The sequence below is a fragment of the Sphingomonas sp. UNC305MFCol5.2 genome (assembly GCF_000712135.1).
Classification (GTDB): domain Bacteria; phylum Pseudomonadota; class Alphaproteobacteria; order Sphingomonadales; family Sphingomonadaceae; genus Sphingomonas.
Genome location: NZ_JOOE01000001.1, coordinates 348811 through 369256, shown reverse-complemented (window position 1 = coordinate 369256; position 20446 = coordinate 348811). Strand labels below are relative to the sequence as shown.

Here is a 20446-nt window from a genome sequence, read left to right as displayed (position 1 = left end):
CTTTCTCTTTTCGAAGGGCCGCCCATGCGTCTTCCGCTTCTCGCCACCACCTTCCTCGCCGCACCTGCTCTGCTCGCCGGCTGCGCCAGCGGCGAAGCCCCGCCGCCCGAGGTCACCCAGGCTGCGCCCCTATCGCAGGCTGCGATAGCGGTCGCCCCCGCCGTCGCCACGCCGCGCCCCGAGATCGGCAATTACGGCTTCGACGAGGCCGGGATGGACAAGTCGATCGCCCCCGGCGACGATTTCTACGGCTTTGCCAACGGCACCTGGGCCCGGACCACGCCGATTCCGGCGGACAAGTCGAACTTTGGCGCGTTCAACGTGATCGACGATCTGTCGAAGCAGCGTACGCAGGAAATCCTCGAGGCCGCCAGAACCGACCCGAATTCGAAGATCGGTGCTGCCTATGCGACCTATCTCGACACCGCGGCGATCGACGCCAAGGGGCTCGCGCCGATCCAGCCCTGGCTCAATCAGATCAAGAGCGTGAAGGCCAAATCGGGCCTCGCGGCGCTCTACGCACAGGCGGATCGCAACGGCGTGCGCGGCCTGTTCGGCAGCTATGTCGGCCAGGACGACAAAAATCCCGAGGTCTATGCGCTCAATCTTTCGCAGGGCGGCCTCGGCATGCCCGATCGCGATTATTATCTCTCGAAGGACGCCAAGCTCGTCGAGACGAAGGCGGCGTATGAGAAGCACCTCACCAATGTCCTGACGCTAGCCGGCGAGCCCAATGCCGCCGCCCGCGCGAAAGCGATCGTCGCGTTCGAGACGAAGATTGCGCAGGCGCACTGGACCCGCATCGAGAGCCGCGACGCGAACAAGACCTACAACATGATGACGGTCGCCGATCTCGCGCGAAAGGCGCCGGGTTTCGACTTCAAGGGCTATTTCGCCGGCATCGGTGCGCCGGTGACCAGCGTGATCGTCGCCCAGCCGAGCGCCGTGACCGGGATCGCCAAGCTCGTTCAGACGACGCCGATCGGCGTGCTCAAGGATCAGCTTCTCGTCCGCAGCCTCGACAATTTCGCCGACGTGCTCCCATCGGCCTTCGACAAGGAGCAGTTCGCTTTCTACGGCACCACGCTCTCCGGCACGCCCGAACAGCAGGTCCGTTGGAAGCGCGCGGTCGAATTCACTACCGGCGCGGTATCGGACGAAGTCAGCAAGGCCTACGTCGCGAAGTATTTTCCTCCCGCGACCAAGGCTGCCGCGGACGATCTCGTCAAGAACGTCATCGCCGCGATGGACCGCCGCATCGACCAGCTCGATTGGATGGCGCCCGAGACCAAGGTGAAGGCACACGCCAAGCTCGCCGCGTTCACGCCCAAGATCGGCTATCCCGATCAGTGGCACGATTATTCGAATCTGCAGATCACGCCGGGCGACGCTTATGGCAACAATGTCCGCGCCAACAACTGGGCGCACGAGGATCAGGTCTCGAAGCTCGGCCAGCCGATCCGGCGCTGGGAATGGGGCATGACGCCGATGGAAGTGAACGCCTATGCTAATTTCGGCATGGTCGAGATCGTCTTCCCCGCCGCGATCCTCCAGCCGCCCTTCTTCGATCCCAACGCCGATCCGGCAGTCAATTACGGCGGCATCGGCGCGGTGATCGGCCACGAGCTCAGCCACCATTTCGACGACCAGGGCGCCAAGTACAACGCCGAAGGACGCCTCACCGACTGGTGGACGCCCGCGGACGTCGCGGCGTTCAAGGCGCGCACCGACGCGCTGTCGGCGCAGTACGATCAGTATGAGCCGCTGCCGGGCATGCATGTGAAGGGCGCGCTCACGCTGGGCGAGAATGTCGCCGATCTGGCCGGCCTCACCGTCGCGTACGACGCCTACAAGCATTCGTTGGGCGGCGAGGGCGCGCCGGTGATCGACGGCACCTCGGGCGATCAGCGCTTCTATCTCGGCTGGGCGCAGGTCTGGCGTCGCAACTATCGCGAGGCGAATCTCCGCCAGCGCCTGCTCACCGATCCGCACAGCCCGTCGCAGCAGCGCGCCTGGGTCGTGCGCAATCTCGATCCCTGGTACTCGGCGTTCGCGCCGGCGCCGGGCAACAAGCTGTTCCTGACGCCCGAGCAGCGCGTCCGGATCTGGTAATCGCCAGGCTCCCCTCCCGCTGCGACGGGAGGGGAGGGCTACCGATACTGGCGCTTGACCCGCGCCTGCGTACCGAACATCGGTAGCGTCATGGCGACCCTGCCCAACCCCGCACCTGGCCGGAGACTTATGCCGTTGATGGCATCGGTGGTCGCCGGCTTCATCGCCGCCGCGCTCGTTCTGCTGACGCTCAACGATCGCGCGGTCGCCATCGGCTTCGCTGCTGCAGGTATTCTCGTCGCAGGGGTGCTTCTCGGTGCGCGTAGATTGCTCCACAGCGAAGACGTCGCCGAGATGCATGTCGACTGGGCTGTCGCGCAGAGCCTCGCTGCCGCCTCCGACGATGCGCTCGCCGTCACCGATCGCGCCGGCCGGATGGTCTGCGCCAATGCCCGCTACGAGATATTGTTCGCGGGCTGGCCGACGCCGCCGAACCTGCCGGTAAGCGATGCCGCCATCGCCGATCTGGGCACTGCCGCGCGCGCCGCATGGCGCGACGGCGAGGCGCGAGTCGAGAATGTCCAGGTGTTCGGTGCGCCCGTTTCCGCGCGCGTATCGCGCGTCGGCGACGAATCGCTCGTCTGGCGCTTCGTCGGCATCCAGGCGCTCGATCTTGCCGCGCAGGTCGAGGCGCTGATCGACGGCCATACCGGCGAGCGCCTCGCCGCCGCCGGCATCATGACGGTGATGGTGACGCCCGAGGGCCGCGTCCGCGCCGCCAATCGCGTGTTCAAGGCGCGGGCAATGGGCTCGCCCGAGGCACCTGCCGAGGGCCGCGACTTCACGCGCTTCCTGATCACCGATTCGATGGGGCTCGTCCGCTTCGAGCGCGAAGGGCTCGACGGTAATCCGCTCCGCGTTCTTCAGATCCCGTTCCTCGATGGCGAGGATTCGCCGATGCTCGTCGCCTTGCTCGACGAGGAGAATCTCAACCTGCCATCGCCCGCGATCGGCGCGAGTGCCTCCGCGCATGTCCGCTCGCTGATCGCAATGCTGCCCTCGGGACTGGCGCTGGTCGATCGCGACGGCCGCTTCGTCAGCATGAACGACGCGTTCGTCCGCGCCGCGCGGATCAACCCCGCCGCGCCGCCGCTCTATCCGATCGATCTCGTCGTTCGCGAGGACAAGGGTGCGCTCGCTGATGCAGTTCGCCGCTTCGCCGGGGGCGCCGCCCAATCGGTCGAGATGACGGTTCGCTTCACCGACGCGCCCGAGGAGCCGGTCGCGCTCACCATCGCGGGCGCGCGCGGGCTCGGCGATGCCGCGGTGCTGATCAGCCTTAAGGATTCGGGCGAGGAGGGGAAACTCAAGCGCCAGATCGCCCAGGCCACCAAGATGCAGGCGGTCGGCCAGCTCGCCGGCGGTGTCGCGCACGATTTCAACAATATCCTGACCGCGATCATCGGCCATTGCGATTTGATGCTGATGCGCCACTCGCCCGGCGACAGCGATTATGACGACATCCAGCAGATCCGCGCCAACTCGAACCGCGCCGCCTCGCTGACCCGCCAATTGCTCGCCTTCTCGCGCCAGCAGACGCTGCGTCCGCAGGTTCTCCAGCTCCCCGACGTCATCTCGGAAGTCTCCAACCTCCTGAAACGCCTGCTCGGTGAAACCGTTCGGCTAGAGGTCAAGCACGGCCGCAATCTCGGCCCCGTCCGCGCCGATCCCGGCCAGCTCGAACAGGTGGTCGTCAATCTCGCGGTCAACGCCCGCGATTCGATGCTGGCCGCCAATCCCAATGGTGGCGGCACGCTCACCATCGCCACCGCCTGCGTCGCGGCGGCCGAAGTCCGCCAGATGGACGACGACGTGCTTCCCGTCGGCGACTATACCGCGCTGCGCATCACCGACACGGGGACTGGCATCCCGCCCGACATTCTCGGCAAGATCTGGGAACCGTTCTTCACCACCAAGGAAGTGGGGAAGGGGACAGGTCTCGGCCTGTCGACCGTCTACGGCATCATCAAGCAATCGGGCGGGTTCATCTTCGCCGACAACGTCCCCGGCGGCGGCGCCGAATTCACTATCTACCTGCCGGTCCACGCCGCGCCCGAGGCCGTGGTCGCCAAGGCGCCGGTCAAGCCGCGTCAAATCGATCTATGGGGATCGGGCACGATCCTCCTCGTAGAGGACGAGGATATGGTCCGCGCCGTTGCCGAGCGTGCGCTCACGCGCCAGGGCTATACCGTCGTCGCCGCCGAGAATGGCGAAGCCGCGCTCGAGACTCTGGAAGGCATGGGCAAGCCCGACTTGCTGATCAGCGACGTGGTCATGCCCTCGATGGACGGGCCCACGATGGCGCGCCACATCCGGACGAAATATCCCGACCTGCCGATCCTGTTCATGTCGGGCTATGCCGAGGAGCAATTGCGCAAGTCGATCGACCTCGACAATGTCGCTTTTCTCCCCAAACCCTTTTCGGTTCAACAGCTTGCCGAAGCGGCACGCGACGTTCTCGCTGCGAAATAATCTCTTGGCGGCGACGATATTTCCTGCAAAGGGCCGGATATGCCCGCCCCCCGCCGTGTCCTGATCGTCGAAGACGAACCCTTGATCGCGATGATGCTCGAGGATTTCCTCGACGCGCTCGATCGCGAAGTCGCCGGCACCGCCGACGATGTCGCGGGTGCGCTGGCCCGGATCGAGGCGGGCGGAGTCGGAGCGGCGATCCTCGACGTCAATCTGCGCGGCGGCGAACAGAGCTGGCCGGTCGCGGCCAGGCTCGCCGAGCTCGACATCCCCTTCATCCTCGCGACCGGCGGAGCGGGCGACACCATCCCCGAGACCTGGCGCGGCCGCCCGATCCTCTCCAAGCCCTTCACGATGGACGGCGTGGAAAAGGCACTCAACGGGCTGGATTGAGGATCGCTTTCCTGCGCGGGCGCCCACGTACTTGTCGACGGGCGGCCCAAAATGTCGCCGACGTCCGGCGACAGCTTCAGAAAGCCGAGATGAGGCTTCGTGGTGCCGTCACATCTTTGACGTAGCTGAGCGACCTCCGCTTTCATTGTCGCAGACATTCAGTTCCGCCGCACGGGTTGGCGGATCACGGTCTTGAGTTTCCCCGGCAGTGTCTTGCGGGGATCGCTGAGATAGATTTCATGATGCGGGCCCGCGAAATCGTAGCCGCCTGAAGGCATGATATCCCCGTGTAACGCCGCAAGCAGCGGTCCTTCGTCGTCATAGCTGCCAACGTGCAACGCCTGGAGGCAGAGGCCTTCCTCCAGCCGGCCCAGCCTCAGGCTTTCAGGAAGGGTGCCGATTTTTTCCCGTGCCCTGATCCTGGCACTCTGGAAGATCTCGTCATCCACGTAGTCGGGCACCATGATCATCATGGTCCAGTTCCATTCGTCCTTGCGCCTGGCAGTGAAGCTTTCAGGGCTGGGAGCGGACCAAAGTCCCTCCAATGGCGTCACGACGAAGTCTTCGCCTTTCGCCTTGCACGCGAACTTTATGGTATATGCCGTCGCGTAGAGACTTTCGACGGCCAGCTTATAGGCCGGAGCTCTGTTGGGGTCGCCATTGCCATCCACCATGACGTAGGAAACCGCCGGCGCATGCACCGGTATGAACCGGTTGAGCGGAGCAGTGAAGAGAGCCTTTCTGGTCTTCTTCAGGTTCAGTTTTTCCGTCCGGATCGACATCGTCAGTCCACCAACCGCACCGGGTCCCCCGCTCGGATCAGCCCCGGCCGCGCCGGGGTAGCATAGACGCCGTACGCATTGCCGAACTGCTGCGCGACGGTCCGAAGCACGCGTACGTCCTTGGCGGCGGTGTCGGGGTCGATCGTGATCAATGCGCAGCGTGGGATCGGATCGGCCATCTGCACCACTGCGCCGCCCTCGCCATCGCCGAACGCCAGGCGGAGCCCCCGCCATTCGTTCACGGGCAAGTCGCTTTCGACGACGATGTTCGCGCGGAAGCGGCGCGGATCCAGCGCGCAACCATGGACCGCCTCCACCTTCGCATGGCTCGCAGTCGTGACGATCGAGATCGGCATCGAATCATAGATTCCGCGTGCGACCTGGATCAATCCGATCGGTTCGCCCGCAGCCGTCTCGAGATGTGCGTGGAGCAGGGGATCATGGAGCGACACCGCCTTCCCGTCGGATGTGTCGACCAGCACCCCCGAGGTCTTGGGTGCGTCTGGATCGGAAAAGCGCGCATGGTGCAGCACCATCGCCGGCACTTCGCGCGCGGTCAGCCACGGAAAGCGCGTGCCGTTGGCTTTCCGCAAGAAGGCATATTGCCGGTCGCCCTCGATGCCTTGCCAATCGACTTCGGCGACTGCGAGCTTCTCGCCTGCCATCGACTTGACGGGAAAGCGGTTGAGTGCCGCGACATGGCCGACGATGCGGGTCATGGCACGCGAGCTATCGGGCAATGTCCGACACTGCAACCCGTCGACGTGACAGCGGCGACGCGATCGGGCAGAGCCCGGGCATGATCCACTGCACCCGCGATGGCGCCATCGCTACCATCGCACTGGCGCGCCCCGAAGCGAAGAACGCGCTTCCCACCGCCGCCTGGCACGCGCTCGCCGAGGCCGCACGCGGCGTGGGTGATGCCCGCGCCGTGATTCTTCGCTCCGACGTCCCCGGCATCTTTTCGGCCGGTGCCGATGTCCGTGAGTTCGAGGCGCTTCAGTGCGACCCAGCCCTTCGCGTCACTTTCCGCACTGCGATGCGCGATGCGATCGAGGCGATCGCCGCGCTCCCCATGCCGGTGATCGCGGCGATCGATGGCGGCTGCTTCGGCGCGGCGGTGGCGTTGATCCTCGCCGCCGATATCCGCGTCGCCGGCAATCATGCCGAGTTCGCCGCTACGCCCGCGCGGCTCGGGCTGGGCTATCCGCAGGAGGACGTCGCCCGACTGGCGGCGAAAGTAGGGCAGGGCATGGCGTCGCTGTTGCTCTTCACCGGCGACCGGATCGTTCCCGAGGAAGCCAAGCGCATCGGCCTCGTCGAACTGCGGTCGAAAAAGGCGGGCGAAACCGCAACCGCGCTCGCCACCGCAATCGCCGGCAACGCGCCCGAAGCCGTCCGCCTGCTCAAGCGCGCGTTGCGCGGCGGCGGGGGACTCGATCAGGCATTCGACGACGCGTTCGGCAGTGCCGAGTTCGCCGAAGGTCTCGCCGCCTTCCGCGAGCGCCGGAAGCCGCTCTACCAATGAACGAAATCGCGGAGATAATCGAAGGAAAACGGCAGGATATCCTGCTGCTCTGCGACCATGCCTCAAATGCGGTGCCCGCCGATATCGACCTCGGTATCGAGCCCGAACTGCTCGATCTCCATATCGCCGTCGACATCGGCGCCGGCCCGCTCACCCACAGCTTGGCCGCGCGGCTCGATTGCCCGGCGATCCTCGCCACCGTCTCGCGGCTCGTGATCGATCTCCACCGCGAGCCCGATCACGTCAGCCTGATTCCCCATCGCAGCGATGGTCACCTCGTCCCCGGCAACGACACCGTCGATCGCGCCGCGCGCATCGCCCGTTTCCATGCGCCCTATCATCGCCTGCTGGCGCGCCGCGTCCGCACGCAACGGCCTCGACTGATCCTCTCGATCCACAGCTTCACGCCGTGCCTCGAACATGGCGGCACAGATCGCCCCTGGCAGGTGGGCGTGCTCTACAATCGCGACGCCCGTGCCGCGCGCCCGGCGATCGACTATTTCCGCGCCGAAGGCTTCGTCACTGGCGACAACGAGCCTTATTCGGGCCGCCTGCTCAACGCGACGCTCAACCGCCACGCCGAGGCGAACGGCATCCCGTCGATCGCGATCGAGGTTCGCAACGATCTGATCCGCGATCCCGCCGGGGTCGAGCGATGGAGCCAGACGTTAGCCGGGCTGGCATATTCTTTGCGCAATAGTCTTGCGTCAAACGCCCCTCCCGCGACATAGGCTTGCGCATCATGACAAACCGATTCGACAAATCCCGCCTGCCCAGCCGCCACGTTTCCGTCGGGCCCGAGCGCGCTCCCCACCGCAGCTATTATTATGCGATGGGCATCCCCGAAGAGGATATCGCCAAGCCCTTCGTCGGGATCGCCAGCGCCGGCAACGACAGCGCGCCGTGCAATACCACGCTCGATTTCCAGGCCGATGCCGCGCGCGAGGGCGTGATCGCCAATGGCGGCATGCCGCGCCGATTCAACACGATCACCGTTACCGACGGCATCGCAATGGGCCATCAGGGGATGAAATCCTCGCTGATCAGCCGTGAAGTGATCGCCGATTCGGTCGAGCTCAGCGTCCGAGGCCATTGCTACGATGCGCTCGTCGCCTTTGCCGGCTGCGACAAGTCGCTCCCCGGCATGATGATGGCGATGCTCCGCCTCAACGTGCCGTCGATCTTCGTCTATGGCGGGTCGATCCTGCCCGGCCGCTTCCACGACAAGGACGTCACCGTCGTCGACGTGTTCGAGGCGGTCGGCAAGTTCGCCGCGGGCAATTGCCCGCTCCACGAGCTGACTGCGCTCGAGAAAGTCGCATGTCCCGGCCACGGCGCCTGCGGCGGCCAGTTCACTGCCAACACCATGGCGTGCGTGGGCGAGGCGATCGGCCTGTCTTTGCCCAATTCGAACATGGTACCGGCGCCGTACCAGTCGCGCGAGCAGATCGCCGTCGCGGCGGGACATCAGGTGATGAACCTGATCGAGCGCAACCTGCGCCCGCGCGACATCTGCACCCGCGAGGCGTTCATCAACGCCGCGCGCGTGGTGGCGGCAACCGGCGGCTCGACCAACGCCGCGCTCCATTTGCCGGCAATGGCGAGCGAAGCGGGGATCGAATTCGATCTTCACGACGTAGCAGAAGCATTTAAATCAACACCTTACATCGCTGATCTGAAACCGGGTGGAAGGTATGTCGCCAAGGACATGCACGAAGCCGGCGGCGTCTACATGCTGATGAAGACGATGCTCGCCGGCGGATTCCTCGACGGCGATTGCATGACCGTGACGGGCAAGACGCTGGGCGAGAATATCGACCAGGTCACGTGGAACCCCGACCAGAAGGTCATTTATGACGTCAAGACGCCGCTCTCGCCCACCGGCGGCGTGGTGGGTCTGCGCGGTAGCTTGGCCCCCGAGGGCGCGATCGTGAAGGTTGCGGGCATGCACCGCCTCCAGTTCACCGGCCCCGCGCGCGTGTTCGATTGCGAGGAGGAAGCGTTCGAGGCGGTCGAGCACCGCAAGATCGAAGAAGGCGAAGTGATCATCATCCGCTACGAAGGCCCGAAGGGCGGCCCCGGCATGCGCGAGATGCTCTCGACCACCGCCGCGCTCTATGGCCTCGGCATGGGCGAGAAGGTGGCGTTGATCACCGACGGGCGCTTCTCGGGCGCCACGCGCGGCTTCTGCATCGGCCATGTCGGCCCCGAAGCGGCGGAGGGCGGCCCGATCGCGCTGGTCGAGAATGGCGACGTCATCCGCATCGACGCCGAAACCGGCACGATCGACCTCGACGTTCCCGAGGACGTGCTCGCCGCGCGCCGCGCCAAATGGCAGCCGCGCGTCAACGATTACCAGTCCGGCGCGCTGTGGCGCTATTCCCGAACCGTCGGCCCTGCCTATAAGGGTGCAGTGACGCATCCGGGAGCCAGCGCCGAACGCCATGTCTACGCGGATATCTGAAGCGAATCTTTCTCCATCATTCCCTCTCCCGCTTGCGGGAGAGGGAGGGAGCCGCGAAGCGGCGGAAGGGTGAGGGTGAGTAAGGGCCGCATGTTCGCCGCTCGCCTCCCGCACACACCCTCACCCCGGCCCTCTCCTGCAGGCGGGAGAGGGAGCGCTGCGCTTCTGTGGACGCTGCTCCTCGCTGCGTGCGGCTCCCCGCCGGTCGAGAACGCGGCCGAGCCCGGGCACGCACGCAACCAATCCGCCGCTACGGCCCAACCCGAATCCCCCAAAATCGACTGCGCGTCCCCCGGCGATACCGATCTCGCCCCCGCCTGCACCCTCGACCGCACCGAAACCCCCGACGGTGTCATCCTCACGCTCCGTCATCCCGACGGCGCCTTCCACCGGCTGCTGATCACGCGCGACGGCCGCGGCGTGATCGCCGCCGATGGTGCCGAGCCGGCAAAAGTGACGCCACTTGGTCCCGATCGCATCCAGGTCGAACTCGGGGGCGCCCGCTATCGGCTTCCCGCCACCGTGCGCGGGCGATCGCAATGATCCCCTCCGGGGCTCCGATCGTCACCGCTGCCGAGATGCGCGCAGCGGAGCAGGCCGTATTCGCCAGCGGCGTAGCGCAGGACACGCTGATGGAGCAGGCCGGCGCCGCGGTCGCCCGCGAGACTGCGCGCTTCGCCATGGGCCGGTCGATCCTGATCCTCGCCGGCCCCGGCAATAATGGCGGCGATGCGTATGTCGCCGCACGGCTCCTCAAGAATGACGGTCATGACGTCAGCCTCGTCGCCACCGGTGCGCCTGCGACGGGTGCCGCCGAGCGGATGCACGCGCTGTGGCATGGGCCGACCAGCTCGCTCTACGCCGCCCGCCCGCGTCCGGTGCTGGTCGACGGGCTGTTCGGCACGGGCATGACACGCCCGCTCGAACGCGGCCTGGCCGCCGTGTTCGCCGATCTGTGCAGCCAGGCCGAATTCACGCTGTCGATCGATCTTCCCTCGGGGATCGATACCGACACCGGCGCCGATCTCGGCGCGCCGAGGGGCATCGACGTTACGCTGGCGCTCGGCGCGCTCAAGCCGGCGCACGTCCTCGACGCCGGGATCGAACGCTGTGGCACGGTGCTGCTCGCCGATCTGGACATCCCGGTCGATACCCGGTGTCGCACGGTCGCGCGTCCCCAACTCGAAGCGCCGGGCGCGCACAGCCACAAATACAGCCGTGGCCTCGTCGCCGTGATCGAAGGTGCGATGCCCGGCGCCGCGCGCCTTGCCGCCCGCGCCGCGATGGCCGGCGGGGCGGGCTATGTCGTGCTCGCCGGCGATCGTCCGTGGGGCGACGGTCCCGACGCGCTCGTCCGCCGCGAGGTGCGCAGCGCCGAGGACCTTACCGAATTTCTCGGCTGGGACCGTATCGACGCCGTCGTGCTCGGCCCCGGCCTCGGCCGCGACCGCCGCGCCGAGGCGTTTCTCCGCGCCGCCTTCGCTGCCGACAAGCCGCTGGTCCTCGACGGCGATGCGCTGACCCTGCTCGGCACCGGCGCCGCACGCTGGCTCGAGACCCGCGCCGCGCCCACCTGGATCACGCCGCATTCGGGCGAGTTCGACCGGATGTTCGCCGGAGAGGGCGGCAGCAAGATCGATCGCACGCTCGCCGCTGCCGCGGAGACTCGCGCCACGATCGTCCACAAGGGCGCCGACACGGTGATCGCTTCGCCGAAGGGAGACGTCCGCGTTCTCGCCGGCGCCTCGCCCTGGCTCTCCACGGCGGGGACAGGCGATGTCCTGGCCGGCCTGCTCGCCGCGCAGATCGTGCAGGGCGGGAAGGGGGTGGCCCCCGCCGAGGCCGCGACCTGGCTCCACGCCCGCGCCGCGCAGCTTGCGGGACCGGCGCTGATCGCCGATGCACTGGTCATGCGTATCCCCGGGGCGATTTCGGAATGCCTGTGAACGACGACGAAGTGCTGCGGGTGGCCGCGCGCGGCGATGGCGTCACTGCGGATGGCCGCCATATCGCTTTCGCCGCGCCGGGCGACCGCGTCACGCCTGAGGGAACGATCGTCCCCGGCCGGCATCACCAGACGCCGCCCTGCAAGCACTTCCCCGAATGCGGCGGCTGCCAGCTCCAGCATCTCGACGATATCAGCTGGTCGCAGTTCATCGCCGATCGCATCGCCGGCGCACTGGCCGCGCAGGGGCTCGAAGCGGATATCCGCGCGCCTCTGCTCTCGCCGCCCAACACCCGCCGCCGCGCTACGCTCCACGCCGAACGCCGCGGCCGGCAGGTGCGGCTCGGCTTCACCCGGCAGGGCAGCCATGAGCTGATCGACGTGGAGGAATGCTGGATCCTCGCTCCCGAGCTGTTCGCATTGGTCGCGCCCTTGCGCGGCATGCTGGCGGCGCTGATCCCGGGGACGCGGCGGATCAACGTCCATCTCGCACAGACCGATCAGGGACCGGACGTGCTGATCGACGGTCTCGAAGCCGAGGGCCTTGCCGCGGCCGAGGCACTGAGCGCCTTCTCGCACCGCCATCACCTCGCGCGCCTGTCGATCGACGAGGGCTTCGGCCCCAGCGCGCGCTACGAGCCCGAGCCCGTCACCGTCACGCTGGGCGGCGTCCCGGTACCGTTCCCGCCGGGCAATTTCCTGCAGGCCACGCCCGAAGGCGAGGTGGCGCTGGTGGCGGCGGTGCAGGAGATCGCCGGCAAGGCGAAGGCAGTAGCCGATCTCTTCGCCGGCCTCGGCACCTTCACCTTCGCTTTCCCCAGGGCCAAGGTCTACGCCGCCGAAGCTGCGCGAGACCCGGTCATGGCATTGAAGGCCGCGGCGGGGCAGGCGGGACGCGCGGTCTTCGCCGAGCATCGCGATCTGTTTCGCCGTCCTGTCACTGCGGGCGACCTTTCCAATTTCGATGCCGTCATCCTCGATCCCCCGCGTGCCGGCGCTCGCGAGCAGGTCGCCGAGATCGCCAAATCCGCCGCGCCGCTCGTCGCCTATGTTTCGTGCAATCCCAGTACTTTTGCGCGGGATGCGGAGATTTTGTGTAAAGGTGGCTACCGTCTCGACTGGATCCGGCCGGTGGGCCAGTTCCGCTGGTCGACCCATGTCGAGCTCGCTGCGCGGTTCAGTCGCTAGGATAGTCCGCGCGCACGAAAAACAGCCCATCGGGCGGCGCGTTTAGCCCCAACCGCGAACGGTCGCATGCCTCCAGCGCCTCGCGCAGGTCTCCCGCGTTCCATTTGCCCTGGCCTACCAGGCCGAGGCACCCGACCATCGATCGCACCTGGTGGTGGAGGAACGAGCGCGCCGAGGCGTGGACCAGCAGCCGGTCCCCGTTGCGCGACACGTCGAGCCGGTCGAGCGTCTTGACCGGGCTCTCGGACTGGCAATGCGCCGAGCGGAAGGTAGTGAAATCGTGCCGCCCTACCAGCAATTGCGCCGCCGCGTGCATCGCCCGGGCATCGAGCTCGCCCGGAATCCGCCACGCCAGCCCCTTCTCCCAGGTCAACGGGGCGCGCCGGGTGACGATGCGATATTCGTAATGCCGCGCGAGGCACGAGAAGCGCGCGTGCCAGTCGTCCGCCACCCGGACGCAATCGAGTATCGCTACCGGATGGGGCCGCAGCCGCGCGTTGAGCGCCTCCATCAGCCGGAAAGGCGTGATCGCCCGGGCAATGTCGATATGCGCGCGCATGCCCAGCCCGTGCACCCCTGCGTCGGTGCGCCCGGCCGCATGCACCACCGCCGTCTCGCCGGTGACCGCGAACGCCGCATCCTCGATCGCCTGCTGGACGCTGGGGCCATGGTCCTGCCGCTGCCAGCCCATGAACGGCCGGCCGTCAAACTCCACGGTGAGCGCAAACCGCGTCAAAGCCGGGTGCCCACGGGGATCGTAAAGCCGCGTAACAGCTCGGCTGACGTCATGACGCCACGCCCCGCGCGCTGGACGAGGATCGGGCGGATCGCGCCTTCGCTGCAGGCGATCGTCAGCTGGTCGTCGATCACAGTGCCAATCTCCCCGCGCTCCGCGAGAACCGCGGCGGCATGCACCCGAACCCGCTCGCCATGTACTTCGAAGAACGCCCCCGGTGCCGGGTTGAACGCGCGCACTTGCCGCTCCACTTCGTCCGCCGTGCGGGTGAAATCCAGCCGCGCCTCGGCCTTGTCGATCTTCGCGGCATAAGTGACGCCATCCTCGGGCTGCGGCACTGCCGGATACGCATCGACATCACCCAATACCTCGACCATCAGCCGCGCGCCCATCGCGCTCAGCTCGGCGGTGAGCTCGCCCGCGGTCTTGTCGTTTACCGGCGTTCGTCCCTCGAGCCGCACCGGCCCGGTATCGAGCCCCGCCTCCATCTGCATGATCCCGACCCCCGTCTCGGCATCCCCGGCAAGGATCGCCCGCTGGATCGGCGCCGCTCCCCGCCAGCGCGGGAGGAGCGAGCCGTGGACGTTGAGGCACCCCAGACGCGGCGCCTCCAGCACCGATCTCGGCAGGATCAACCCATAAGCGGCCACCACCGCCACATCTGCACCGAGCGCCGCAAACGCCGCCTGGGCCTCGGCATCGCGGAAGGAGAGGGGCGTGCGCACTTCGATCCCCAGTGCCTCGGCGCGCGCATGCACCGGCGATGGCGCGGTTTTGCCCCGGTTCCCGCGCCGCGGCGGCTGGCTATATGCCGCCACGACGTCGTGCCCAGCCTCAGCCAGTGCGTCGAGCACGGGGACGGCGAATTCGGGGGTTCCCATGAAGATGATCCGCATGCTTCCCTCTCGCCGCTTGGCAGGGGCGTGCGCAAGCCCCTATGTCTGATGCATGGCATCCCCCGAAATCGAGGCACTGACCCAGGCGCTCTCCCGTCTTCCCGGGCTCGGCCCGCGCTCGGCGCGCCGCGCGGTGCTCCATTTGCTCAAGAAGCGTGAGACGGCGCTCGATCCCTTGCTCTCGGCGCTCACTGCGGTCAGCCGCCGCCTCAGCACCTGCGGCATTTGCGGCAATGTCGACACCAGCGATCCCTGCGCGATCTGCGCCGATCCGCGCCGCGACGCCCGCGCGCTCTGTGTGGTCGAGGAAGTCGCCGATCTCTGGGCGCTCGATCGTTCGCGGCTGTTCCCCGGCAAGTTCCACGTGCTCGGCGGCCGTCTCTCGGCGCTCGAAGGCGTCCGCCCCGAGGATCTGCGCGTCGACAGCCTCGTCCGGCGCGTCGCCGCCGGCGGGATCGACGAGGTGGTCCTCGCGATGAACGCCACGCTCGATGGCCAGACCACCGCGCATTACCTCGCCGAACGCCTCGAAACCTATCCGATCCGCATCACCCAGCTCGCCCACGGCCTGCCCGTCGGCGGCGAGCTCGACTATCTCGACGAAGGCACGCTCGCCCAGGCACTCCGCGCGCGGCGGCCCGTAGCGTAATTTCCCACCCTTGCGGCGGAGCGGGTCGCGAATTAAATCGGCGGCATGGCTCTGTTACCCATCGTCGAAGTCCCGGACCCGCGCCTGCGCCTCATCTCCCAGCCCGTCGAGGAGGTGAACGACGAACTGCGCGCGCTGATCGCCGACATGTTCGATACGATGTACGACGCCCCCGGCATCGGCCTCGCCGCGATCCAGGTCGGCGTGCCCAAACGCGTTATCGTCATGGATCTGCAGGAGGAGGAAGACGAGGAGGGCAAGCCGATCCGGCAGCCGCGTGTCTTCATCAATCCCGAGATCCTCGATCCCGCCGAGGAGCAGTCGGTCTATACCGAAGGCTGCCTGTCGATCCCCGAGCAGTTCGCCGATGTCGAGCGCCCCGCGCGCTGCCGCGTGAAATGGCTGGACGAACAGGGTGCGGCGCATGACGCGCTGTTCGAGGGCCTGCTCGCCACCTGCATCCAGCACGAGATGGACCATCTCGAGGGGATCGTCTTCATCGACCATCTCTCACGCCTCAAGCGCGACATGATCCTCAAGAAGCTCGCCAAGGCGCGGAAAGCCGCGGCCTGATCTAGTCGTCACCCCGGCCTTGTGCCGGGGTCCACCATGCGGCTGGGCGAATCCGTCGAGCTTCCAGCCTTTCCATGACGGCACCGTGGATCCCGGAACAAGTCCGGGATGACGTAGCGGGTTGCTCCCAAGTGCTTCCCCCGCTAAGTTCGCCTTCTGTTCCGGAGGCGCATTTGGACTCGCTCGCTCTCATCGCAATCGTCGTCGCGTTGCTCGGCGGCCTCGCGCTCGGCTGGTTCCTCGGCTCGCGCGGTGTCGCGGAGGCCCGCGCCGAACGCGACAAGCGCGAAAGTGACTTCAAGGCGGCAATCTCCGATCTCAACCGCAAGGACATCGAGCTCGCCACCTTGAAGGCCGAGACCAACGGCCTCGAAGCACGGTTCGCCGAACTCGCCGCACGCGCGCTGGGCGAGGCGCAGGAAGCGTTCCTCAAACGCGCCGACGATCGCTTCAAGCAATCCGAAACGATGGCGGGGGAGAATCTCAAGTCGCTGCTCCAGCCGGTCAACGAACGCCTCCAGCGCTACGAGGAAGGCGTCGCCAAGGTCGAGGCGGAGCGCCGCAACGCGTTCGGCGAACTCAAGGGCCAGATCGAGCAGATGCGGATCGGCACCGAACGCGTCAGCACCGAAGCCGCCAAGCTGGTCAATTCGCTGCGCAACGCGCCCAAGTCGCGCGGCCGCTGGGGCGAGCAGCAGCTGAAGAACGTGCTCGAGACCTGCGGGCTCGCCGAGCACACCGATTTCGAGACCGAAGTCAGCGTCGCGCACGAGGAGGGCGGCCGGCTTCGCCCCGACGCGATCGTCCGTGTCCCCGGCGGCCGCGCGCTGGTGATCGACGCCAAGGTCTCGCTCAACGCCTATCAGGACGCTTTCGGCGCGGTCGACGAGAGCGAGCGCCATATCGGCCTCGCCGCACACGCCGCCTCGATGAAGGCGCATATCAACGCGCTCGGCAACAAGGCCTATTGGAGCCAGTTCGAGGACGCACCCGATTATGTGATCATGTTCGTTCCCGGCGAGCATTTCCTCTCCGCGGCGCTCGAACATGATCACACGCTCTGGGATTTCGCGTTCGAGAAGCGCGTGCTGCTCGCCACGCCGACCAACCTCATCGCGATCGCGCGCACGGTCGCGGCGGTGTGGCGTCAGGAGAAGCTCGCCAAGGAAGCCCGGCAGATCGGCGAACTCGGCAAGGAACTCTACGATCGCCTCGCAAAGGCGCTCGGCGACCTGCGGGTCGTGGGCAGCGGTCTCAACACCGCGGTCAAGAATTTCAACACCTTCGCGACCAGCCTTGAGACGCGCGCGCTGGTCAGCGCCCGAAAGCTCAAGGACCTCAATATCGAGACCGGCGCCCGCGAGATCGAGACGATCCCACCGGTCGAGCTCCTCGCCAGCCATGCCGGCGAGGCCGACCTGTCCGAGGCCGCAGAGTGAGCGAGACGTGACGCCGCCGGATTGATAGTCTGTTGGCGAACTGGGGGAGGTTCGTCATGATTCGAATGCATTGGCTCGCGGCGCTGGCGCTGATCGCGGCAAGCCCCGCGCTGGCGCGGCCGGCTCAGGACACTCCGGAACAGGCCGCGCGCAATGCAAAGCTGGGCGAAGCGCTCGTCGCCATCGACTCGAAGAAGCCGGCCGAGGCAATCGCCATCCTTCAACCTTTGCTTGCCGATTATGAAAAGATCTATGCTGGCGAGAAGCGCAGGATCTACTGCAACCAGACCCCGAAGCAGACGATGATACACCTGCTCGAGGCTACGCTCACGAAGCAGGACGCGATCGCGATCGAGCCCGGCTGGTGCACGGCGCTCTGGGCCCAAGGTTTCGCGCTGATCGATCTGAAGCAGGTCGACGCTGCGGTGCCCTTCCTCGAACGCGCCGTCTCGCTCGCGCCGGCGCACCCGCATTATCTTTCCGAGCTGGGCTATGCCTATCAGGCACAACGCAAGTGGCAGCTTTCCTATGATACTTTCCAGCGCGCCGCCGCCGGCGCCGCGATGGAGGAAGACGATCAGCGCAAGAAATCGCTCCGTCGCGCCTGGTTCGGGATGAGCTATGCCCGGATCGAGCAAGGCCGCCTCGACGAAGCCGAGAAGCTGCTCGGCCAATGCCTCGAACTCACGCCCGACGACCAGAGAGTGAAGGACGAGCTCCAGTACGTCCGCGATCAGCGCAAGAAGACGAGCTGAGTTGGGCTAGCGCCGCCCGGCCGGTGCCAGCGTCAAACGGCCGCCCTGTGCGTTGGTCAGCACCAGCTTGCCGCCCCGGTTGCGCGTGACGCTGAGCGGCTCGCCGAGGATCCGCAGCACGGTGCTTTCCTGCACGTTCTGCGCCCGCTGCGCGCAAGCCATCCGCGTCGTCGCGAGCGGTCCCGCGGTGAGCTTCCCGCGCTGGAAGCGGAAGCTGCCGTTGAAGTTGTTGCAGCTCGCATTTCCGCTGATCCGCTGGCCGCTGAACGTCACCCGCGGGTTGGTGCGCGGCGCCACCGGGCGTCCGTTGATCGCTTCGATCTGCCAATCGCCTTCGAGCGAAGCGGCGGCGGGGTTGGGCCGCCCGGAGAGCACCTCGCCGCCGCAGCCGCGCAGCGTGCGTCCGCCGAGCGTCACCGTCACGGTGTCGTGAAACGTGCGGTCGCTCATCCCGTCGCTGCATTCGACATGCGTGATGTCCACGGTCATCCGGCGCGTCACATAGCGCTCGCCGTTGAAACCGACGATCGGCCGCGGCCTGGCGACGCTGACGGCGCGACCGCCCGCGGGCTGGTAGCGGATCGTCGAGCCGTCGATCGTCAGTGCCCAGAAAGGCTCGGTCCCCAACGCGCGATAGGGCTGGGCATTCGACTGGGCGAGAGCGGGAAGGGCGATCAGCGTCAGCAGTCCGGCGGCGGCAATCTTGATCACGACATATCTCCCTATTTGCGGCCTTTCTGCCGCCGCGCGGCTGAACCGCGCATGGCCGTAACGATCGGCTGCCGTTCAGGATGCTCGCAATGTAGGATTTGCTGTGTCAGTCTCATGCCGGCTCTTTGACATCGTCCGGATCTGTCGACAAACTCTCGCATGAATATTACGTGCCCGCGCAACGAAGTTTCACGATTCGCGGGAAAAGTGCGAAGTTAAGCCGCGCGAATCCTACTCAGCACCTCATACGCCATCACCGCCGTCGCGACTGCGGCGTTGAGGCTGTCGGCCTTGCCGAGCATCGGAATCTTGACCAGCAGGTCGCATTCCTCGGCCATGAAATCGGGCATGCCCTGCGCCTCGTTGCCGGTGAGCAGGAAGGTCGGCGCCTGATAAGCGGGCGCCTTATAGTCGTGCTCGGTATCGAGGCTGAGGCCCACGAGCTGGCCCGGCCCCGAGCGCAGCCACGGCACGAACTCGGCCCAGCTCGCTCTGGCCACCGGCACCGTGAACAGCGCCCCCATGCTGGCGCGCACGGCCTCGACCGAGAAGGGGTCGACGCAGTCGTCGATCAGGATCAGCCCGCCCGCGCCGACCGCGTCGCCGGTCCGCAGGATCGTGCCGAGATTGCCCGGATCGCGCAGCCGCTCGGCGACCAGCCAGATCGGCGCGGCGTTCCGGTCGAGGTCGGCCAGCCCGACCGCGAATTCGGGATAGACGCCCACCACGGCCCCCGGATTGTCCTTGCCGGAGAGCTTGGAGAGGATGGCGGCATTGGTCTCGATCGCCTCGCCGCCGGCCGCCTCGGTGGCCTCGACGAGCGCCCGGACCAGCGGGTGACCGGCCATGTCTCTGGCGAAGAACAGGAACTCGGGCAGCCGCCCGGCCTCGCGCGCCTCGGTCAGGATGCGCAGCCCCTCGGCAAGGAACAGTCCCTCCTCCCGCCGGTGGCGCTTTTCGCGCAACAGCCGGACGCGCTTGATCAGCGGGTTGGAAAAGGCGGTTATCTCGCGGGGCATGGCAGGAGGCCTAATGGCTTAAGTGCTCCTGCGAAAGCAGGAGCCCAGGATAACAAAGGAAATCGCCGGCGGCTCTGGGCTCCTGCTTTCGCAGGAGCACGGCACGATCACTCTTCGCCGAAGCGCGCCTCGACGAGCTCCGCCAGCGCCTGCACCGCCTCGTGCGCGCCGTCGCCCTCGGCGCTGATCGTGATCGTGTCGCCCTTGGCGGCGCCGAGCATCATCAGGTCGAGGATCGAAGTGCCCGAGGCGCTCGATCCGTCCTTCTCGACGATGAGCTCGACCGGGTGACCGGTGGCGAGGGTGACGAACGCCATGCTCGCGCGTGCGTGCAGACCGCGGCGGTTTTCGATCATCACGGTACGGGTCGCCCGGCTCACGCGGCGGCCTCTCCCAAAACCTCGGACGCGACGGTGATATATTTGCGCCCGGCATCGCGCGCGGCGGCGACGGCTTCGGTCACCTTCATCGTCTTGCGCGCGCTGCCCAACCGGATCAGCATCGGCAGGTTGATTCCGGCTATCACCTCGACCCGGCCTGCCTCCATCAGCGAGATGGCGAGGTTGGAAGGCGTGCCGCCGAACAGATCGCTCAACACGATCACCCCGCGCCCTTCGTCGACGCGTGCGATCGCCGCGGCGATGTCCGCGCGGCGGGCCTCCATGTCGTCGTCGGGGCCGATGGAGATCGGTTCGATCCGCTCCTGCTGGCCCACCACATGTTCCATCGCGACCACGAACTCCTCGGCGAGTCGTCCGTGTGTCACGAGCACCAAACCAATCAT

General features: G+C 66.9%; 21 protein-coding genes. 13 read left to right on the top strand and 8 right to left on the bottom strand.

What is annotated here, in order from left to right:
• The first annotated feature begins 24 nt into the window (after positions 1 to 24).
• The 3 genes from BR78_RS0101845 to BR78_RS0101835 all read left to right on the top strand — a co-directional run bounded on the left by BR78_RS0101845 (position 25) and on the right by BR78_RS0101835 (position 4977).
• Positions 25 to 2112, top strand: coding sequence for a M13 family metallopeptidase (locus BR78_RS0101845; protein ID WP_025560553.1), 2088 nt, complete (start codon positions 25 to 27; stop codon positions 2110 to 2112).
• Between the two features lie 90 nt (positions 2113 to 2202).
• On the top strand, positions 2203 to 4584 hold the full coding sequence (locus BR78_RS0101840) for a response regulator (RefSeq protein WP_025560552.1): 2382 nt from the start codon (positions 2203 to 2205) through the stop codon (positions 4582 to 4584).
• Between the two features lie 39 nt (positions 4585 to 4623).
• Positions 4624 to 4977: a response regulator gene (locus BR78_RS0101835; RefSeq protein WP_025560551.1), complete on the top strand. Its 354-nt coding sequence runs from the start codon at positions 4624 to 4626 to the stop codon at positions 4975 to 4977.
• Between the two features lie 158 nt (positions 4978 to 5135).
• On the opposite strand, the gene BR78_RS0101830 is transcribed toward BR78_RS0101835, so the two are convergent.
• Complete coding sequence (locus BR78_RS0101830) at positions 5136 to 5759, bottom strand: GyrI-like domain-containing protein (protein WP_025560550.1); 624 nt, start codon at positions 5757 to 5759, stop codon at positions 5136 to 5138.
• A gap of 2 nt (positions 5760 to 5761) precedes the next feature.
• Positions 5762 to 6478, bottom strand: a complete 717-nt coding sequence (locus tag BR78_RS0101825) for an MOSC domain-containing protein (RefSeq protein ID WP_025560549.1) — start codon at positions 6476 to 6478, stop codon at positions 5762 to 5764.
• A 20-nt stretch (positions 6479 to 6498) separates the two neighbouring features.
• Between BR78_RS0101825 and BR78_RS0101820 the strand changes: the two genes are divergently transcribed.
• The 6 genes from BR78_RS0101820 to BR78_RS0101795 all read left to right on the top strand — a co-directional run bounded on the left by BR78_RS0101820 (position 6499) and on the right by BR78_RS0101795 (position 12884).
• Positions 6499 to 7287, top strand: coding sequence for an enoyl-CoA hydratase/isomerase family protein (locus BR78_RS0101820; RefSeq protein ID WP_231478072.1), 789 nt, complete (start codon positions 6499 to 6501; stop codon positions 7285 to 7287).
• Positions 7284 to 8018 carry an N-formylglutamate amidohydrolase gene (locus BR78_RS0101815; protein ID WP_025560547.1) on the top strand — a complete coding sequence of 245 codons (735 nt, stop codon included), beginning with the start codon at positions 7284 to 7286 and terminating at the stop codon, positions 8016 to 8018. Before BR78_RS0101820 ends, BR78_RS0101815 begins: the two co-directional genes overlap by 4 nt.
• An 11-nt stretch (positions 8019 to 8029) precedes the next feature.
• Complete coding sequence (gene ilvD / locus BR78_RS0101810) at positions 8030 to 9751, top strand: dihydroxy-acid dehydratase (RefSeq protein WP_025560546.1); 1722 nt, start codon at positions 8030 to 8032, stop codon at positions 9749 to 9751.
• Positions 9752 to 9826: 75 nt separating this feature from the next.
• Complete coding sequence (locus tag BR78_RS21885; protein WP_197021248.1) at positions 9827 to 10294, top strand: hypothetical protein; 468 nt, start codon at positions 9827 to 9829, stop codon at positions 10292 to 10294.
• The gene (locus tag BR78_RS0101800; RefSeq protein ID WP_025560544.1) at positions 10291 to 11697 is read left to right on the top strand and encodes a bifunctional ADP-dependent NAD(P)H-hydrate dehydratase/NAD(P)H-hydrate epimerase; all 1407 of its coding nucleotides are present in this window, start codon (positions 10291 to 10293) and stop codon (positions 11695 to 11697) included. The genes BR78_RS21885 and BR78_RS0101800 overlap by 4 nt, the downstream gene beginning before the upstream one ends.
• Positions 11688 to 12884, top strand: a complete 1197-nt coding sequence (locus tag BR78_RS0101795; protein WP_029725311.1) for a class I SAM-dependent RNA methyltransferase — start codon at positions 11688 to 11690, stop codon at positions 12882 to 12884. Before BR78_RS0101800 ends, BR78_RS0101795 begins: the two co-directional genes overlap by 10 nt.
• On the opposite strand, the gene truA is transcribed toward BR78_RS0101795, so the two are convergent.
• Complete coding sequence (truA, locus tag BR78_RS0101790; protein WP_025560542.1) at positions 12874 to 13620, bottom strand: tRNA pseudouridine(38-40) synthase TruA; 747 nt, start codon at positions 13618 to 13620, stop codon at positions 12874 to 12876. The genes BR78_RS0101795 and truA overlap by 11 nt on opposite strands.
• Complete coding sequence (gene fmt / locus BR78_RS0101785) at positions 13617 to 14516, bottom strand: methionyl-tRNA formyltransferase (protein ID WP_025560541.1); 900 nt, start codon at positions 14514 to 14516, stop codon at positions 13617 to 13619. The genes truA and fmt overlap by 4 nt, the downstream gene beginning before the upstream one ends.
• A gap of 52 nt (positions 14517 to 14568) precedes the next feature.
• On the opposite strand from fmt, the gene recR reads away from it, so the two are divergent.
• The 4 genes from recR to BR78_RS0101765 all read left to right on the top strand — a co-directional run bounded on the left by recR (position 14569) and on the right by BR78_RS0101765 (position 17932).
• Positions 14569 to 15165, top strand: coding sequence for a recombination mediator RecR (gene recR, locus BR78_RS0101780; RefSeq protein WP_025560540.1), 597 nt, complete (start codon positions 14569 to 14571; stop codon positions 15163 to 15165).
• Positions 15166 to 15210: 45 nt separating this feature from the next.
• Positions 15211 to 15738: a peptide deformylase gene (gene def, locus BR78_RS0101775; RefSeq protein WP_025560539.1), complete on the top strand. Its 528-nt coding sequence runs from the start codon at positions 15211 to 15213 to the stop codon at positions 15736 to 15738.
• Positions 15739 to 15911: 173 nt separating this feature from the next.
• On the top strand, positions 15912 to 17177 hold the full coding sequence (locus tag BR78_RS0101770) for a DNA recombination protein RmuC (protein WP_025560538.1): 1266 nt from the start codon (positions 15912 to 15914) through the stop codon (positions 17175 to 17177).
• Positions 17178 to 17233: 56 nt separating this feature from the next.
• Positions 17234 to 17932, top strand: a complete 699-nt coding sequence (locus BR78_RS0101765; protein ID WP_025560537.1) for a tetratricopeptide repeat protein — start codon at positions 17234 to 17236, stop codon at positions 17930 to 17932.
• 6 nt (positions 17933 to 17938) lie between these two features.
• Here the strand turns inward: BR78_RS0101765 and BR78_RS0101760 are convergent, their stop codons facing one another.
• From BR78_RS0101760 to BR78_RS0101745, 4 genes are all read right to left on the bottom strand, one after another.
• The gene (locus BR78_RS0101760; RefSeq protein WP_025560536.1) at positions 17939 to 18643 is read right to left on the bottom strand and encodes an META domain-containing protein; all 705 of its coding nucleotides are present in this window, start codon (positions 18641 to 18643) and stop codon (positions 17939 to 17941) included.
• Between the two features lie 215 nt (positions 18644 to 18858).
• Entirely contained in the window at positions 18859 to 19662 is an 804-nt protein-coding gene (locus BR78_RS0101755) for a TrmH family RNA methyltransferase (RefSeq protein ID WP_025560535.1), read from the bottom strand.
• Between the two features lie 107 nt (positions 19663 to 19769).
• Positions 19770 to 20042 (bottom strand): HPr family phosphocarrier protein, encoded by a 273-nt coding sequence (locus BR78_RS0101750; RefSeq protein WP_029934460.1) that lies wholly within the window; start codon positions 20040 to 20042, stop codon positions 19770 to 19772.
• Complete coding sequence (locus BR78_RS0101745; protein WP_029934455.1) at positions 20039 to 20446, bottom strand: PTS sugar transporter subunit IIA; 408 nt, start codon at positions 20444 to 20446, stop codon at positions 20039 to 20041. The genes BR78_RS0101750 and BR78_RS0101745 overlap by 4 nt, the downstream gene beginning before the upstream one ends.

Bases quoted from the DNA above. Each gene is read 5' to 3' on its own strand.
- BR78_RS0101845 (WP_025560553.1), top strand. From the start codon at position 25: ATGCGTCTTCCGCTTCTCGCCACCACCTTCCTCGCCGCACCTGCTCTG.
- BR78_RS0101835 (WP_025560551.1), top strand. From the start codon at position 4,624: ATGCCCGCCCCCCGCCGTGTCCTGATCGTCGAAGACGAACCCTTGATC.
- BR78_RS0101795 (WP_029725311.1), top strand. From the start codon at position 11,688: ATGCCTGTGAACGACGACGAAGTGCTGCGGGTGGCCGCGCGCGGCGAT.
- BR78_RS0101815 (WP_025560547.1), top strand. From the start codon at position 7,284: ATGAACGAAATCGCGGAGATAATCGAAGGAAAACGGCAGGATATCCTG.
- ilvD (WP_025560546.1), top strand. From the start codon at position 8,030: ATGACAAACCGATTCGACAAATCCCGCCTGCCCAGCCGCCACGTTTCC.
- BR78_RS0101830 (WP_025560550.1), bottom strand. From the start codon at position 5,759: ATGTCGATCCGGACGGAAAAACTGAACCTGAAGAAGACCAGAAAGGCT.
- BR78_RS0101820 (WP_231478072.1), top strand. From the start codon at position 6,499: ATGTCCGACACTGCAACCCGTCGACGTGACAGCGGCGACGCGATCGGG.
- fmt (WP_025560541.1), bottom strand. From the start codon at position 14,516: ATGCGGATCATCTTCATGGGAACCCCCGAATTCGCCGTCCCCGTGCTC.
- def (WP_025560539.1), top strand. From the start codon at position 15,211: ATGGCTCTGTTACCCATCGTCGAAGTCCCGGACCCGCGCCTGCGCCTC.
- BR78_RS0101765 (WP_025560537.1), top strand. From the start codon at position 17,234: ATGATTCGAATGCATTGGCTCGCGGCGCTGGCGCTGATCGCGGCAAGC.
- BR78_RS0101800 (WP_025560544.1), top strand. From the start codon at position 10,291: ATGATCCCCTCCGGGGCTCCGATCGTCACCGCTGCCGAGATGCGCGCA.
- BR78_RS0101755 (WP_025560535.1), bottom strand. From the start codon at position 19,662: ATGCCCCGCGAGATAACCGCCTTTTCCAACCCGCTGATCAAGCGCGTC.
- recR (WP_025560540.1), top strand. From the start codon at position 14,569: ATGGCATCCCCCGAAATCGAGGCACTGACCCAGGCGCTCTCCCGTCTT.
- BR78_RS0101825 (WP_025560549.1), bottom strand. From the start codon at position 6,478: ATGACCCGCATCGTCGGCCATGTCGCGGCACTCAACCGCTTTCCCGTC.
- BR78_RS0101745 (WP_029934455.1), bottom strand. From the start codon at position 20,446: ATGATTGGTTTGGTGCTCGTGACACACGGACGACTCGCCGAGGAGTTC.
- BR78_RS0101840 (WP_025560552.1), top strand. From the start codon at position 2,203: ATGGCGACCCTGCCCAACCCCGCACCTGGCCGGAGACTTATGCCGTTG.